At 46.5% G+C, this 17161-nt stretch carries 14 protein-coding genes; 9 read left to right on the forward strand and 5 right to left on the reverse strand.

What is annotated here, in order from left to right; translation table 11 throughout:
- Positions 1-12 precede the first annotated feature (12 nt).
- The 3 genes from H8K52_RS15610 (at position 13) to H8K52_RS15620 (ending at position 5291) form a co-directional block, all read left to right on the forward strand.
- On the forward strand, positions 13-1326 hold the full coding sequence (locus H8K52_RS15610; protein WP_246464590.1) for a cobyrinate a,c-diamide synthase: 1314 nt from the start codon (positions 13-15) through the stop codon (positions 1324-1326).
- Positions 1323-2780: a cobyric acid synthase gene (locus H8K52_RS15615; RefSeq protein WP_246464592.1), complete on the forward strand. Its 1458-nt coding sequence runs from the start codon at positions 1323-1325 to the stop codon at positions 2778-2780. Before H8K52_RS15610 ends, H8K52_RS15615 begins: the two co-directional genes overlap by 4 nt.
- A gap of 246 nt (positions 2781-3026) precedes the next feature.
- Positions 3027-5291, forward strand: coding sequence for a TonB-dependent receptor plug domain-containing protein (locus H8K52_RS15620; protein ID WP_186923839.1), 2265 nt, complete (start codon positions 3027-3029; stop codon positions 5289-5291).
- A gap of 122 nt (positions 5292-5413) precedes the next feature.
- Here the strand turns inward: H8K52_RS15620 and H8K52_RS15625 are convergent, their stop codons facing one another.
- The gene (locus H8K52_RS15625; RefSeq protein WP_186923840.1) at positions 5414-5911 is read right to left on the reverse strand and encodes a pilin; all 498 of its coding nucleotides are present in this window, start codon (positions 5909-5911) and stop codon (positions 5414-5416) included.
- Between the two features lie 92 nt (positions 5912-6003).
- On the reverse strand, positions 6004-6918 hold the full coding sequence (locus tag H8K52_RS15630) for a LysR substrate-binding domain-containing protein (RefSeq protein WP_186923841.1): 915 nt from the start codon (positions 6916-6918) through the stop codon (positions 6004-6006).
- A 118-nt stretch (positions 6919-7036) separates the two neighbouring features.
- Between H8K52_RS15630 and H8K52_RS15635 the strand changes: the two genes are divergently transcribed.
- The 6 genes from H8K52_RS15635 to H8K52_RS15660 all read left to right on the forward strand — a co-directional run bounded on the left by H8K52_RS15635 (position 7037) and on the right by H8K52_RS15660 (position 14459).
- Positions 7037-8059: a DUF1338 domain-containing protein gene (locus H8K52_RS15635; RefSeq protein WP_186923842.1), complete on the forward strand. Its 1023-nt coding sequence runs from the start codon at positions 7037-7039 to the stop codon at positions 8057-8059.
- A gap of 6 nt (positions 8060-8065) precedes the next feature.
- Positions 8066-9520: an FAD-binding oxidoreductase gene (locus H8K52_RS15640; RefSeq protein ID WP_246464593.1), complete on the forward strand. Its 1455-nt coding sequence runs from the start codon at positions 8066-8068 to the stop codon at positions 9518-9520.
- 365 nt (positions 9521-9885) lie between these two features.
- Positions 9886-12090, forward strand: a complete 2205-nt coding sequence (locus tag H8K52_RS15645) for a TonB-dependent receptor (RefSeq protein ID WP_186923843.1) — start codon at positions 9886-9888, stop codon at positions 12088-12090.
- Between the two features lie 194 nt (positions 12091-12284).
- Entirely contained in the window at positions 12285-13397 is a 1113-nt protein-coding gene (locus H8K52_RS15650) for a C1 family peptidase (protein ID WP_186923844.1), read from the forward strand.
- 198 nt (positions 13398-13595) lie between these two features.
- Complete coding sequence (locus H8K52_RS15655) at positions 13596-13796, forward strand: hypothetical protein (RefSeq protein ID WP_186923845.1); 201 nt, start codon at positions 13596-13598, stop codon at positions 13794-13796.
- An 84-nt stretch (positions 13797-13880) separates the two neighbouring features.
- Positions 13881-14459 (forward strand): hypothetical protein, encoded by a 579-nt coding sequence (locus tag H8K52_RS15660; protein ID WP_186923846.1) that lies wholly within the window; start codon positions 13881-13883, stop codon positions 14457-14459.
- On the opposite strand, the gene H8K52_RS15665 is transcribed toward H8K52_RS15660, so the two are convergent.
- The 3 genes from H8K52_RS15665 to H8K52_RS15675 all read right to left on the reverse strand — a co-directional run bounded on the left by H8K52_RS15665 (position 14450) and on the right by H8K52_RS15675 (position 17158).
- Entirely contained in the window at positions 14450-15394 is a 945-nt protein-coding gene (locus H8K52_RS15665; RefSeq protein ID WP_186923847.1) for an EamA family transporter, read from the reverse strand. The genes H8K52_RS15660 and H8K52_RS15665 overlap by 10 nt on opposite strands.
- 211 nt (positions 15395-15605) lie before the next feature.
- On the reverse strand, positions 15606-16181 hold the full coding sequence (locus tag H8K52_RS15670) for a cysteine hydrolase family protein (protein WP_186923848.1): 576 nt from the start codon (positions 16179-16181) through the stop codon (positions 15606-15608).
- 17 nt (positions 16182-16198) lie between these two features.
- Complete coding sequence (locus tag H8K52_RS15675; protein ID WP_186923849.1) at positions 16199-17158, reverse strand: GlxA family transcriptional regulator; 960 nt, start codon at positions 17156-17158, stop codon at positions 16199-16201.
- Positions 17159-17161 lie beyond the last annotated feature (3 nt).

Raw genomic sequence — 17161 nt, forward strand, 5'->3', positions numbered from 1 at the left:
CCCAAAAATATCATGATTGAACAAAAGGCCTTAGCGCCTGTATTAATGATCTCCGCTATCGCGTCAGGTCAGGGCAAAACCACGGTGACTGCTGCCATTGCGCGGCACTTTACGCAGCAAGGTAAGCGCGTGCGTGTTTTTAAAACCGGGGCGGATTTCATTGACCCTATGATGTTGCAACAAGCCTGCGGTGGTCCCGTGTTGTCGTTGGATTTGTGGTTAGTGGGTTTGCCAGCTTGCCGTGCATTATTGATGGAAGCTGCCCAGCAAGCCGACTTGGTGTTGATTGAAGGTGTGATGGGGTTATACGACGGCACGCCGTCGTCTGCTGATCTAGCCAATGCGTTTGGCGTACCGGTGTTAGCGGTGATTGATGCGTCGGCAATGGCGCAGACCGTGGGTGCAGTGGCGTTGGGTTTGCGCGATTTCGGCCCGGTGCAATTGGCGGGTGTGGTGGCGAATCGCATTGCTTCTGACGGGCATCTGAGCATGATACAAAGTGCTTTACGTGATATCCCGGTGTTAGCTAGCTTACGTCGACAAGACCAGGCACTTCCCGAACGCCATCTAGGCTTGGTGTTGCCAGACGAAGTTGGTGGCATTGACGAGATTTTGAATCGAATGGCGGCCGATGTCTCGCTGGATATCAATGCGTGGAACGCGATACCAAGAATGCATTTCACTGACGATGAAGTTACTTTTGTCGAAGTGCCGCAGCTATTGGCGGGCAAATGTATCGCGATTGCGCGCGACGCCTCTTTTGCTTTCCTATATCCAGCCAATCTATTGGCACTGGAGCAGATGGGTGCTGAGTTAAGGTATTTTTCTCCGCTCGCCAATCAAGCCATACCTGTTCAAGCAGATGCTCTGTATTTGCCCGGTGGCTATCCCGAATTACATGCCGAGACTTTGAGTCAAGCGCAGGATTGGTTACAGTCTTTAGCAGCTTTTCAGCAAGCGCGAAAACCTATTTACGCCGAATGCGGTGGCATGATCAGTCTGGTTGATTGCTTAATTGATCAGGCCGGAAAAGTTTGGAATATGGCGGGTTTATTGTCAGGTACGATCACCATGCAGAAACGCTTAGCGGCTTTAGGTATGCAAAGCTGGATGACGAGTTCGGGCGAGTTACGTGGACATACTTTTCACTACTCGACTTTTGATAGTCCGTTGGCGGCGTCTGCACATACGGTCAAACAGAAAACACAGGAAAAGGGCGAAGTCATCTATCAAGTTGGCAGCCTGCAAGCGACTTATTTTCACGCTTATTTCCCATCTAATTATGCGGCGGCAGCGCGTTTGTTTTTAACCGAGAATCGTTCATGAAAATTCAAACACTGATGGTGCAAGGCACGACATCTGATGCGGGCAAGACCACCGTAGTTGCTGCCTTATGTCGGCTACTGCATCGCGAGGGAATCAAGGTCGTTCCGATGAAGCCACAAAACATGGCCTTAAATAGTGCCGTCACCGAAGATGGTGGAGAAATCGGACGCGCGCAAGCCTTGCAGGCACAAGCCGCCGGATTGGCTCCGCATACGGATATGAATCCGGTATTGATTAAGCCGTCGTCCGATACCGGTGCGCAGATTATTGTGCATGGCAAAGTGCGTGCGGATATGGATGCGCGTGATTATGATCAATATAAAACGGTGGCGATGTCGGCTGTGTTGGCGTCCTACGCGCGTCTGCAACAGCAATACGACAGCATTATTGTTGAAGGTGCAGGCAGTCCAGCAGAAGTGAATTTGCGGGCGCGCGATATCGCCAATATGGGGTTTGCCGAAACCGTCGATTGTCCGGTAATTTTGGTCGCTGATATTGATAGAGGCGGCGTCTTTGCACACTTCCTCGGAACGCTGGAATGTTTATCCCAGTCCGAACGAGATCGCATCATCGGTTTTGTCATCAATCGTTTTCGCGGTGACATCAGCTTGTTGGAACCGGGTCTCGATTGGTTGGAACAAAAGACAGGTAAGCCAGTATTGGCTGTGTTGCCGTACCTGCACGGCTTGATGTTGGACGCAGAAGATGCGATACAGATGAAGCAGAATAGTACCGGCAAGTTTAAGATTATTGTGCCCGCCATTCCTCGTATCGCCAACCATACCGATTTCGATGCCTTGCGCGCGCATCCTGATATCGATTTGCAGTTTATCGGCCCCGACCATCCTATTCCTGCTGCTGATTTGATCATTCTCCCTGGTAGTAAAAATACCCGCGATGACCTCGCATTTCTTAAGCAGCGAGGTTGGCAGCAAGTCTTGGAAAAACATTTGCGCTATGGCGGTAAGGTGATCGGCATTTGTGGCGGTTATCAAATGTTGGGACAAATCGTGAGTGACCCGCATGGCGTTGAGGGTAAGGCTGGTGATTCGGATGGCTTAGGCTTGCTCGATATTACGACCGAATTAACCAAGGAAAAACGTTTGCAACAGGTGCAAGGTCATTGCTTGTTCACAGCGGATCAAACAGCTAGGGTGGCTGGTTATGAAATCCATATGGGGATTACTTATGCCAGCAGCGATACCTTGCCAGCCTTTGTGCTGACCGGTGCCAATGGCAATGAAGAAGAGGGTACTCGTTCGCCAGATAATCAAATTCTTGGCACTTACATTCATGGTCTGTTTGATCATCCCGAAGCCTGCCAAGCTTTGCTCGCTTGGGCTGGTTTGCAAACGGATGTTGTCGTTGACCTCAATACGCTACGTGAGCAAAGCATTGATAGAGTGGCAGATGCTTGTATTCCTTTATTGACGGCTTTGCAGCGATTGGCGTAGTCCCTCATCTCTTGCGCCTGGCCTTTGCGCTAGGCACATTTCCTGGTCAAGGTATAATCCGCGCTTTCCTTGATAGGGAAGCTGGATTCTCTTTTATGGGCTCGTGACTTAGTATTCACAAAGATACCGATTTGTTGCGTTTCCCACAGCTTTTGTATCAAAGTGTTTCCCTCAGAGTATTTGGCTGAACTTAATCCTTAAGTGCCTAGTCGAAGCAGCATCTTTTTAATCATTATTGGTATGTTTATGTTCAAAGTTCCATCGCAATTCCGTTTGGCTCTCATTCCTTTATCTGTGTTGCTTGCGTATAGCACCACGACTTACGCCCAAGAGACGAAAGAAGAGACCGATAAATCGAAAGCTAAGCAAGCAACAGTCAAGGCAGCGCCAGCCGCTGGGGTTCAAAAAGTCGAAATCAGCGGCGCCAAAGGCTACGATGAGCGTCGTCAAGACACCGCCAGCAAAATCGTCGTCACGCAAGAAGACATCGTTCGTTATGGCGATACCAATATTGGCGACGTGTTAAAACGTCTGCCTGGCGTGACCATTGGTGGCGTTCAAGGTCGCGGCGGTGCGGTTCGGATGCGTGGACTGGGCGCTGGCTATACGCAAATTATGTTGAATGGCGAACCTAGTCCTCCAGGATTTTCTTTGGACTCGATTTCACCAGATAATATCGAACGTATCGAAGTTATTCGTGCCGCAACTGCTGAGCTGAGTACGCAATCGATTGCTGGTGCAATTAATATCGTATTGAAAAAAGCCATCGTTACCGCACAGCGTGAGTTAAAAGTCGGCATGAGCGAAGAAAACGGCAAGTATGGCGTGAATGCCAGTTTGCAGTTGTCCGATAAGGTCGGAAAGATGTCTTATTCTGTTTCGGGCAATTTGACACATGGAGAATTTGGCCGTCCGGATACCAGCACTGAAGTACGTACCGATATCGATCCAATCAAGAGTTATGTTCATGCGAGCAAAACTGAGAGTGAAGGTAAGTTTCAATCGATAGGCCTTTCGCCGCGCATCAATTGGATGTTGGCAAATGGGGATGTGTTGACTTCGCAAAGTTTTGCGAACATTAATCGCTTCACCAATCGTAATGTAAAGACAACGATCGCTGATAAAGCGAGCGATTATTTATTTTTGGACGAAACTTCAAACAATGTCTCAAATAGTTCGTCTATCCGTACCAATCTTAACTATGTACACAAGTTAGCGGATAGTGCGAAATTGGATGTACGTTTTGGTGCGAATTATAATCAGCGTGATGGTGAAAACTTTTTGTTGGCGCGAACGACGAAGCAAATCTTGAACCGTGATAATCGTTCCGAAAGTACGGATAACGGTTTTACTTATGGCGGCAAATATACCGCACCATTTGTAGAAGATCATGCCTTAGCTGCAGGCTGGGATGGCGGATTTAGTAAACGCAGTGATTCGGCGATTCGTGATGACGAGCTCACTACTATTGGGACTAATCCTATTTCTAATTCTCTTGAGCTCATTAAGCCAAATGATAGCAATGAGGCTTACAGCGCCAAAGTCAATCGTCTAGCATTATTCGTGCAAGATGAATGGAATTATTCTAAAGCTTTGTCTATCTATGCTGGTGTACGCTGGGAAGGGATTGAAACCAAGAGTGCGGGTAATTCCTATGCCGAGATTACAAATCGCTCCAGCGTATTAAGCCCGATTTTACAAACACTGTATAAAATTCCCGGTAGTAAGAATGATCAGGTGCGCTTGGGTATTACACGCACTTATAAGGCTCCCGATACAGGGCGTTTGATTCCTCGACTTTTCAAGAACGTAAACAATAGTGCAACAAGTCCAGATAGTATGGGGAATCCGAATTTGAAACCTGAATTGGCTTGGGGTTTAGATGCCGGATTTGAGCATTATTTGACCGATGGTGGCATCCTAAGCGTCAACGTTTTTATGCGTCGGATAGAAGACTTTACCGTCACGTCCATCGATAAATATATTAACGATATTGGAGAAAATCGCTTCATTTCCAAGCCAACCAATTCTGGTTTGGCAAATACGCGTGGGATAGAATTCGACGCTAAATTTCCATTGCGAACATTGATCGAAGATGCACCTGCAATTGATTTCCGCGCCAATTTGGCTTTCAATTTCTCAAATGTTAGCGCCGTGACTGGTCCAAACAACCGTCTCGATTCACAAACTCCGGTAAGTGCGAATCTAGGTATTGATTATAAATTGGATGATATGCCGTTGACGCTTGGCGGTAATCTAAGCTTTCAGAATGCAGGAACAGTGCGTATCTCTGATAAACAAACTACCTATGGCATTCCAAAGCGCGTCTTGGACGTGTATGCCCTTTGGAAATTTGATAATAAATCGAATCTCCGGGTCGCTTTAGGCAATGTTTTGCATCAAGATAATTTCTCGTCAAGCACCTATATCGATGCTGGCAGTTCATTAGTAAGCACGAGCAATTCACAAACCCATTTGGCATTGCGAGTGAATTACGAATATAAGTTTTAACTGGTTGTTTGATTAGTCTGAAAAATTTAGGGTAATTCCTGATGGTATAAAAAAGCTAGCCAACAAAAAATGTTGGCTAGCTTTTTTTGTGCGGTATTGATCTCAGTTCTCAGTGTTGAGTTCTAAGATTTTGGTTTGTCGCGTGAACGACAAATGAGTGGTAAGTTTTGTGGATCGATATTCGTTCTGTCGACGCCCTTTAGGGTCATTTTTGCGGGCGCACCAGCATTGGCGCAAACCCAGGTGATAGGAACTACGGGGGCATCGTCGATTACCGCAGGACGAAGGGTCAAGGTTTTATTCATCAATGCTTTATTGGCACGATTGCCAAATTTCATGTGGATGGCGCCGTCTTCTACGGTCACGCTTTGTACAAAATTGCCGACGATCTTATCTGCCGGTGGTAATCCTGCCGCAGTATTATCTGGCGGGAGCGTTTTATCTGTTTTCCATGATATGGCGATCGGCATTTTAGCGATGTCGGTTAATGGAATCGACGTCTCGATTTGTTCGCGAACGATTTTAAAAATATACGAAGGCAAGGCCATTGCAGCCAATATCGCGATCACGGCAACGGCGATCATTGCTTCTAATAGTGAAAAGCCGAGAATTTTTTTCATAGATAGTGAGTGAAGTGAATTTGCCATAATGATGTTGAACTAGGACTCTCTTACGTAAATCCTAGAAAGAATTCTAACAAGTTATTGCCTCCTTACCCAGTTTTGATTGCAGTCTGTCGTAATAACCATTCACGAAAAGCCTGTAAGGTCGGTAACTTCGCATTTTCCTCCGGATAAACTAAATAATAAGCGGTCTGTTCGGGCAAGCTTAGGTCTATGGGCACCACTAATTTTCCGCTATCGATATGGCTTTGTATCATGTAACGTGGAATTAAGGCAGTCCCTAATCCCGCGATTACCGCTTCGATCAGCATGGTAAATAGTTCGTAACGTGCGCCATTCACAGCATTGACGTCATTCGTATGTCCATGCAATTCGAACCAGCGCCGCCAGTCCTCCAGGCGGGTACTTAAATGGAGTAAAGGCATGCTCGCCAATTCGCCGATACCAGCAGATTTTTTGCGTCCTAGGTGTTTTTTCAATAGAGCGGGGCTACACACTGGAATCGCCTGATCCTCCGCCATCAAATAGTCACCAATAGTGCCTGGCCAGTGTGCGTCGCCAGAGTGAATAGCTGCATGAAACAAAGTGTCGGGGAATAAAAACGCACTGGTCTTTGTGCTGAGATTAATCGTGATATCGGGGCGCATTTGCTGAAAATCGGCCAATCTCGGGATTAACCATTGGGTCGCAAATGTCGGAATCACGGCAAGCTCAAGCACTCCCGCGCCTTCTTTATGCGCCATCAGCTCTAAAGTGTCGCGTTCTATTTTATCTAAATGCAGGCGGATTTTTTCCGCATAGTCGCGACCAGCCGCGCTCAATTGCACGCGTTTTTTTACCCTTGCAAATAGCGCCAGACCTAACCAGTCCTCTAGACTGGCGATCTGTTTGCAGACCGCACTCTGCGTCAGAGCAAGTTCATCGGCCGCCTGCGTAAAGCTTTGCAGACGTGCTGCGGCTTCAAATACTAATAAAGCATTTAGGCTCGGGACTTTGCGACGCATACGATGTATTCCAATAATTCACTAAGTCTTGATTTTAACTCCTTTGTCCTGACACGCCAAATTGATTACGATCACACATCATGAAATCGTATCTCTTCCTCTATCTCTATTGAATCTGATGATGAACAACAATATTTTGGCACTTTTGAAGCAACAATTAGGTGAAGCGAAGACAGTCGACTTGGTGAATTTGATGCACATATCGCCAAAATTTTCTGTGTGGGACGATGGGGAGGTATCACGTGCAGAGCTGGCGCAGGTGCTTAATATGTTGTTGTTCAACGATGTACTTGAGCGTGTACCGAGCGGTAAGGCGTATACCGAGGACGTCTTCGCCAGTGGCGAAAAAGTCGTCTTAGATCATGGGGCTTTGCGCACTGTGAGATGGCTGGAGAATGGTGCTTTACCACCGGGTGAGGTGGCAATTACGCGCATCTTGCGGCCGCTTGGTTTTCAATTAAATGGCGTGTTTCCTTTGGATCGTTTGAATATGACGGGGCGGTCGTATGCACACCAAGATGATCCCGACCATATTTCACAATTTTTCGTTAGTGAGTTACATCCAGAGCGATTTAGTCGTGATTTTCAAGAGGCCGTCACGCGTGTGTTGGCGACTTCATGTGATCCATTGACACCTGCTGCCATTTTTTTATTGCATGAGTTGGAGCGAGATGGCCGTCTAACTTTGAACCAAGCACAGCAACTACTGCCGATTTTGCTGATGTGTTTTGCACGTCAGCACGCCACTATCTCAGAATCAGATTACGCCTTGCTCCTGAAGGAATCTGCAGAAATGGCATGGATTGCGACCGAAGGTAACGTCTTTAATCATGCAACCGATCGTGTTGCCGATGTGTTTGCCTTGAGTGAAGAACAAAAATCCTTGGGGCGCCCGATGAAAGTGTGTGTTGAGGTTTCAGCATCGGGACGGGTGAAGCAGACCGCATTTAAAGCGGATCCTGTAATCCGTGACATGCTTGATGATGATGGCAAACGTGTGCAGCGGATAGTGCCAGGATCGTTTTATGAATTCATTAGTCGAGATGTCATGCACGATGGTGATCAGACTCGTCTTGATTTGGGGTTTGACGCTGCAAATGCGCAAGGCATATTTAAAATGACTGCGAACGAGGTTAAATAGAGAACAATGTCATCAAAACCTATGGAAGAACAAAAGCGGCAAGCCGCACTAATCATTGAACTCCAAGAACTGTTGGGTAAGCAGGGCGTATTGATTGACGCAAGTGATTGTGCCGCGTACAGCAAAGGAGCTCGATATGGTGACGGTGTCAGCCTCGCTGTGGTGCGCCCTAACTCGCATGAGCAAGTGGTTGGGATTGTGCGCATCTGTGTTGCCTACCAACAGCCATTGATCGTGCAAGGCGCGAATACTGGTTTGGTCGCTGCTAGTACACCAGATCGCAGTGGGCGCTTTTTGATCTTGAGTTTGGAGCGATTAAAAAGCCATATACAAATTGATCCCATCAATCGTTCGGTGGAAGTGGATGCCGGCGTCAGCTTGCATGAACTCAATGAGGCACTGCTGCCTTATGGCTTATTTTTCCCAATTGATCTTGCAGCAAATCCATCGATAGGTGGCATGATTGCCGCCAATACTGGCGGCGCAAAATTAATTAAATATGGCGATGTCAGACAAAATGTGTTGGGTTTGCGCGTGGTGTTGATGGAGCCAGCGGGGGAAATACTTGATCTACAAACCGCACTTCGTAAAAATAATACGGGTCCAGATCTGAAACAACTATTTGTGGGTAGTAGCGGTGCCTACGGCATTATCACGCGTGCTGTTTTGCAAGTACATTATTTACCTAAACAAACGGCAACGGCTTTGGTGGTGCCACGCGATCAGGCCGCCGTGCTTGAACTTCTGCAGGTGCTGGAACGTGACTGCAGTGAGTTTTTGTCGGCATTTGAGGGGATTTCTGGGGGCGCTTTGCAGGCGGTGTTGCGGCAATTTCCAAGTATAAGTAATCCTTTTTTTCCAGAAGATTGTCCGAACTATTGTGTCTTGGTGGAACTGAGCAGTGGTATCACGGTGACGCATGTTGGTTTTGATTTGCAGGATATCTTGAACGCCTGTCTGGAGCGTCTATTTGGTGATGTGGTTCAAAATGCCGTGTTGGGACGTGGTGCGGAGTTATGGCATATTCGCCATTCGATCAGTGAAGCCTTACGCCATGAAGGTCGGATCATCGCCTTTGATGTAGCGATGCCGCGTTCTTCTTTAGTCGCTTTTCGCGCCGATGCCTTAGCTTGTATTGCGAAGGATTACCCTTGGATTGAGGCACGGGATTTTGGTCATTGGGCCGACGGTGGTTTTCACTTTAATCTGGTCTGGCCACACTTGGTGACGCAGGCTTACGATATCCAAACAGTGCAGGCGATCCGATCTACAATTTATGATTTGGTAGTCCTGCGCTATCAAGGCTGTTTTAGTGCAGAGCATGGTGTTGGTCCATATAATCTGGAGTTTTATCAACGCTACACGTCAATCCTGGCGCAACATCTAGCAGGTACTTTGCAGCATAGCCTTGATCCTTCTAGATTGTTAGGACTGACATGGTTTGGTCGCGAACTAAGTTAGAACAATTAAGTCGTATCTATATGCAATTGATTTGTACGTAAATTGTAATCAATTGTTTTTTGCATGGCTGTGCCAGACTTTTCTCATTATAATTGCGGCGCTTTTATAGCGTCTGCAGAATTGTGTTTCTACACAGCACATTCCCAAATTCATATTTTTGTGGTGTTCCGACTATAGCTAATGTCTATGCATTGCTTGTTGTGTCGGCACACATCAATGACAAGCTCACTTCAAAATTGAATTTACATGAAAACTTGGTAAAAAAAATCGCATGACGGCAATTTGAGAGCGCGATCGCCTTGACGTGCATTGCTTATTTTGTGATGCCTGTACAAAGGCAAATTCAATATTTGGGGGAATTTATCTTGGCAACATCAACAACAAAAACATTTCAATTTCGTACCATCGTATTAGCGGTATCCGCGGCATGCGTCGGATTTTCTGCTCATGCGCAAGAGAGTGGCCAAAAAGAAAAGAACAATCAAACTTTGCAACAAGTAGAAATTCTCGCCAAGCTTTCTACAGAAGTGGCGAGCATAAAATCCAATGCCGCCTTGCGCGACGTGCCAGTCACGCTGAGTGTGGTCCCTGCAGATGTATTGCAAGACCAAGGTGCACTCACCTTAGATGCAGCGATAAAAAATGTCAGCGGTTTGAGTCAAAGTAGTACCAATAACTACGGATACTTCAATAATTATTTAGGGCGTGGTTTGCCGGTGAATTTTTTGCGTGACGGTTTGCCTGACGGACCAGCGGTGAATGGTTATGCGAGAACCTTAACTGATGTTCAGCAAATCGAGGTCTTGAAAGGCCCGGGTTCCGCTTTATATGGTAGCGGGACGCCAGGTGGTTTTGTGAATTTGGTGACAAAGCGTCCTTCAGCGACTGCAGCGAATACCTTAGAACTTGGTGCTGGCAGCTTTAATGCCTATCATGGCAAGATCGATCTGACTGGTCCTATCGATAGCGATATTAATTATCGCCTGATTGGTTCTTACGCCAATACGGATGGCTATCGCGGATATGGAAATAAAACGATAGAAGTGTTGCCGAGTTTTACCATTCGCTCTGGTAGTGACCAATTAACGACCATCGATATTCGTCATTTTGATTCGACAATTCATAATGACTCTGTCGGCATCCCGTTTAGAAATCATCAGATTATCAATGTGCCGCAAGAGAATCGTTATTACACGCCATTTTCTGAGAGCGTAAGTGAAATCAATCGAGTCATGGTTAAGCACGACATGATTCTGAATGCAGATTGGTCGTTACGTGCGAATTATGCGTACGGTAAGCGTGATCTCGATTTCTTGCGTAATGTACCAAGCTGGCGCTTAAATGATCCGGTAACTGGAACGCAAATTGTGAATCGTACTTGGCGTGACCAGAAAGATCGTTTGACAGATAGCTCGGCGCAAGTAGAGGCAATTTGGAATGGTGCTTTTGGTAGCACGAAACATGAAATTTTATTTGGTGCTGGCTGGAATTCGACAGAAGGTGTGACGACCCGTAAGCAAGCATTATTAGCGCCGATTGCTGACATCTTTGCTCCTGTCTTCCCTGAAAAATCCAATGCAGAATTAGACGAAGTGTTGGCTTGGCGTCGTGAAGTGAAGACGGTGCAGACCAGTCTTTATATGCAAGATCAAATCGCCGTATCCAAAGAATTGAAGCTTCGCGCGGGACTGCGCTACGATAACAATACCATTGATGATAATGGTGACTACAACACCTTGTTCGATGCTGGTGGCGCGTTTTTGACGACTTTGGCAAGCAATCAGCAATCCTTCAAGAGTAAGCCACCAGTCATGAAGCGTGAAATCGCCAAGATCGGTACTCACAAAGTGAATCCTTCTCTCGGTGCGGTGTATCAGCCCAACGAAACTAGCTCGTATTACATCGGTGCTTCAAGCGGTAGTTTTTCCAATTTCACCACAGAAATGGGACGTACCGCTTTTAAACCTGAATCTTCAAAACAATTGGAAATTGGTACAAAGTCCGTGTTTTTCAACGGTCTTTTATCGAGTAATGTGGCAATTTACGAGACCCGTCGTGAGAACTTTTTCCAGACTGCGAATGGCTTGACAGGCACTATAGGCTCTTCCAAAACGCAAGGTTTGGACGCTGAATTAGTTGCGCGTCCCGTCACTGGTTTGCAAGTGCGTTTGGCTTACGCCTATCAAGATGCTGTGCATACGAAATATGTGAATGTGGTGACGAATGCGAATGATCTGACGGTCATTGGTAAACGCGTACCGGGCGCATCGCAGAATCAGATCAGTCTGTGGTCAAGCTATGACCTGCAGTCTGCTAGTTTGCGTGGTTTTGGTGTCGGCGGCGGCGTTAGCTATCGTGATGCATTTTATGCCGACGCATTGAATACGAATTTGGCACCAGCTAAACCGGTGCTGGATTTAGTGGCCTACTATCGCGGCAAACGTTTTGATGTGCAGCTGAACGTGAATAACGCAACGAATGCAAGATGGTATCGTTATGCGACAGGTGATATCGGTCTAGCTCCGGGCGATGCACGATCTGCAAACTTGGTAACGCGATTTAAGTTCTAATATCAAGCGCAAATGGCTAGTTTCAGTTCTTGAGTTAAAGCCACTGGTGAATAACCAGTGGCTTTTGTATTTTGGGAATTGCCCTATTAGCTGCATTTCTATCATTTCTGTTTTTCGTGATGATCTGATCCTGTGCTAGTCTCATAAAAGTTATGATGTCAGTCTTTTATTCCATTTGATTTGCGAAAGAAAAAATGAAGCTTCCAATTCTTACACTCAGCGCTGTCCTACTTTTTTATCCATTGATTAGCAATGCGCAGCAAGCCCCGGTGACGACTGGTGCTAGCAGCAAAAAAACCTTCACCATTACCCATGAATCGCAGCGCACAGCAGCGAAAGATCAGGCTCGGACCAATACCTGCTGGAATTTTGCTACAGCGTCTTTTATGGAGAGTGAGGTTGCTCGTCAAGGTGGAAAACTGATCGAACTATCTGAGGTCTTTGGCGTTCGCCATGCCTATCCATTAAAAGCCGATGCTTATTTGCGCGTGCAAGGTAAAGCGACTTTTTGGGAAGGTGGCAATAATCACGACGCGATGGAAATGTTAGCACGCTATGGCGCGGTACCAAAGCAACATTACACTGGGCTCAAGGAAGGCGAAGTGAAGTTAGACCATGCGGAATTAGCAGCTACGACCAAAGCATTTTTGGATGCGGTGATTAAGGCAGGACGTCCAAGCAAATCTTGGCGCTCTGCGTTTGAAGGCATCTTGGATGCGTATATCGGAAAACCGCCAGCGAATTTTGTTTTTGAAAGTAAGCTGTACACACCGCAAACTTTCCGCGATCAGGTATTGAAATTAAATCCCGATGACTATGTCGAAGTGACGAGCTTTAGCCATCATCCATTTTATCAACGCATGCGTTTAGAAATTCCAGACAACTGGTCACACGACAGCCGTTATTTGAATGTGCCGTTGGATGATATGGAAAAAATCATGAACAATGCCTTGACCAAAGGCTATACGATTTCGTGGGGCGGCGATACCAGTGAAAAAGGTTTCAATGTGAAAGAAGGGTATGCAGTGCTGGAGGATGAGGCGAAAGAGGTGACGCAAACCTCACGTCAAGACGCTTTCGACGACTGGCGCAGTACTGACGATCACAGTATGCATATCGTTGGCCTGAGTAAAGATGAAAAAGGAAATCAATTTTTCCTCACGAAAAATAGTTATGGTGTCAGCAGCGGTCCTTTTGATGGACACCTGCACATGAGTAAGAACTATATTCGTATGAAGACAATCTATTTCATGGTGCATAAAGAGGCGATTCCAGAAGACATACGCCGTAAAGCAGGAATCAAGTAAGCTTAAACGCCAACTGCCAATGAATTATTGAGGGAGCAGTTCGCCAAAGATTTTTTGAAACTGGGTTTATGTTGGGTGCAAGACATGCCGATTCCTATTACACAGTAGCTAAGAGATCGATTAAAATGCACTCGCTTTGTGGTGGCTAGACAATACAGTGGTGTCACTTCAAGATCTTCAACTTCAGGAAAAAAGATAATGAAAAAAGTAATTTCTACCCTTGGTATTTTGTTGGCAGGCGCGAGTTTGAGTGCCTGTATTTCGGTCAGTGAAAGTAATCATGAAAGTGGCAAGCAAATTGCGATCATGTCGCAACAAGCGATTGCGACCTGCGGGCAAGGCAATGTCGATAAAGTGTCGACAACAAGCTTTAGTTGTAAGTCACCAAGCTCCAAATAAATCGGCGAGTGATTCACTAGCGCTAAAAAGCACCAGATACTTGTTCAGGATTTGGTGCTTTTTTAATTCTTATCGAAGGAACACATGTCTAAAAACTCTATGGTCGATGCGAACTATCGCTTCATCGCTGCCTATCAAGAGGTGAATGCGCGCATCGCGCAACGTCAGCATGCCTTGGCGTTATATGTGACTCTAGTAGTGAGTTTGTTGGCTGCCTTGGTTGCCTTGAAATCGAATGAAGCCAAAGGTGATGTGCCGGTAGAGTGGTTAATGTTGGGGTTCCCGGTTGCATCATTGTGCCTAGCCTTTCTTAACTATAAAGCTGAGCGAGCCATTACTAATTTGCGTCGTTTTTTATCTGCCTTGGAACAATTGGGCAATGCACACGAGGTCTTGCCGAGTTATAACACCCATCAAAAATGGGCAAGTGGTGCAAACAAAGCGCGTCGTTTTCATGACTATGCTTCAGCAGTCTTGGTGGCTGGTGGTAATTTAATTGGCTTAGGTGCGGTCATGCGAATTTACCCCTCGCGAATCGCCGATACGTCGATTGCACTGTGGGCTTCCATCCTCATCACCGTGATTTCGGTATTGACGATTTTGTTGAGCCCACAATGGAGTTTCAGACCGGAAGACGTCAGCGAAGAGATCAGTCAACCTTGAGATTGGTCATTTGGCATTGAAGATTTTTCTTGTTTCTTACGGATGACATCAATTAGCTTTTGACCAAACACATTAAACAGCAGACCAGCCATGACGATGAGCGCGCCGATAATTTGTGTGTGGTTTAATGATTCATCCAAGAGAATCCAAGCGGACGATAGTCCAACGACTGGTACCAGTAGGCTCATTGGTGCCACCACATGAGTTGGTAAAGCCGCGAGTAGTTTCCCCCATAAAGTGTAGCCAATCAGGCTTGCCGCTCCAGATAGATATAGAATCACCAGCATCGCTGTCAGGCTGATGTGCGTCAAGCTATGCCAGACCACATTAACGCCATCCATCAGACATGACAAAACAAAAAAAGGAATGATGGGCAGCAGGGCGCTCCAAGCGACTAAGCTGAGCATATTTACTGATCCCATTTTTTTACTGACGATGTTGCCGCACGCCCATGATAGAGCCGCACACAGGGTTAAAACAAATCCCGCGGTACTCACTTGTGCAGAGCTAGCGTTGATGCTGGCACTCCCAAGTAGAATCAGTCCAAGACTAGCGATGAATATTCCTAACACATTGCTAGTTTTGAGCTTATCGCCAAAAATCAAGGCGGCTAAACCGACCGTGAAAAAAGCTTGTGCCTGTAAAACTAATGAGGCTAATCCAGCAGGCATACCTACTGCAACGGCGGAAAATAAGAACGCGAACTGGGCAAAACTAATCGTCGCTGCATAGATAATTAGCCACTTTAATGCGACTTTGGGTCTGTTCAAAAAGAAAATCGCAGGAAAGGCGACAAAAGTAAATCGCAATGCCGCCAACAATAGCGGCGGGATTCCCTTCAAACCAATTTTAATCACCACAAAATTCATGCCCCATAAAACGATGACGATCAGGGCAGTGATCATGTGAACTGGTTTGAGTTGGGTATGTGTCATAGATATTTTCTATTTTTAGCCGTCATTATGGTGCAATTTTTTTCGTCTACTTGCCGTCAGCTTTTCTGGAATCATCTTCGAACACCTCGTCATCGCTTGTGGAACTAGGTGGGCTAAGCAATTAGGTCCAGAGTATCAGTAGAGTTTAAACCTTAAGCGTTGGTGTGGAACGGGAGTATTGTTTAGATCATCGAGTATCGCACGCAAGGGATTATATGTCGGACAGCTCGAAGCGCATCTGTAAAATGTCGTCACTGGTACGCACGCTGCAAAATTCTCTGTCCAGACTGGCGAGATGGATTTGATGGATGTCCTCGGCGAGAAATAATTTGCCATCGCTCGCACGTCGGTCAAAAGTGGCGCACGCATCACTGACGAGATAATTATTGAAACCAAGATTGCCAGCCATTCGAGTCGTCGTTGAAACGCAATGATCGGTGCTGATCCCCGCGATCACCAGCGTCGTTATCTCTTGCTGATGCAGATAAGTTTCGAGTTCTGTGCCTATGAAGGCGCTGTTAACCGATTTGGTCATTTCCTTCTCACCCTCAATGGGCATTGCTTCGTCTTTATAGGCAGAGCCGGGACGTTCAGGACGTAATGTGGAATTGGCTTCCACAGAAAAATGGCGAATGTGAATGACTGGCATCTCTCGTTCACGCCAATGCGCCAACAGTCGTGCAATATTGTGTTCTGCCTGAGGATTATTGCGCGGTCCCCAGCCAGGATCATCAAAGGCTTTTTGTACATCAATCAGTAGCAAGGCGGTAGAAAGCGTGGAAGACATGGTGAGCGATTGAAGAATTATTGAAGTTGTTGATAGTGGGATGGTGATGTTTTGTATGCCGTTTGCCAACAGCGGCGAAACTGACGGGCGGAGCCAAAACCAGCGGCGTCTGCAATGCGTTCTATCGACCAATCGGTTTGACTTAATAATTGATCCGCCAAGCTCAGGCGTAAGCTGGTCAGATAATCGTAGACAGAAGTCTGTGCGTGCAATTTGAAAAGGCGTGTTAAGTGTCGGCTACTGGTCGATGCGTGTCCCGCTAGTTCATCCAGATTCCAGGGATGCGTTGGATCTCTGCTGATTAAGTCTTGTATTTTATGGATGGTGGGATGGAGGTGATTTCTGTGTTGCAGCCATGCAGAGAGTTGGGGATCATTGCCGCTGCGCCGGAAATAGACCACCATGGCTCTGGCAACTGCCATCGCCGTTTTTGGCGAGCAAATTTGAGCGATTAAATGCAAGCTCAAATCAATGCCGGCGGTCACGCCAGCGCTAGTCAATACCTTGCCGTCTTCGACAAATATTCGATTTTCTTCGACTTGGATGCTGGCATCAATTTTTGCCAAGTCGATGCAATGGCTATGATGAGTAGTGGCGCGTTTGTTTTTCAGCAAACCGGCATGGGCTGCAACTAATGCACCAGCGCATACACAAGCGATACGGTGACTGGCATTGCAATGTTGGCGCAGCCATTTGATTGTTTGTCGCGCTGCTAAGCTTGTTTGATCAAATTCATCGCCACGCACGCCGGGAATCATGATCAACGCTTGCTCTTCAATGGTTTCTGGAAGTGGCGATAGATTCCCAAGTGATAAGCCGATAGAGCTTGGTATGCTCGATGACGGACTGATATAACGCAAGTCAAATTGGATTTCGCCGAGTCGGCGATTTGCAAACAAAAAAGCATCGGCTGGGCCGGCCAGATCGATCAATAAAATATCGGGCAAAACTATAAAATAGACGATTTGTTTGTCCATGAT

It is taken from the genome of Affinundibacterium seohonense, assembly GCF_014284305.1.
Lineage (GTDB): Bacteria > Pseudomonadota > Gammaproteobacteria > Burkholderiales > Burkholderiaceae_D > Undibacterium > Undibacterium seohonense.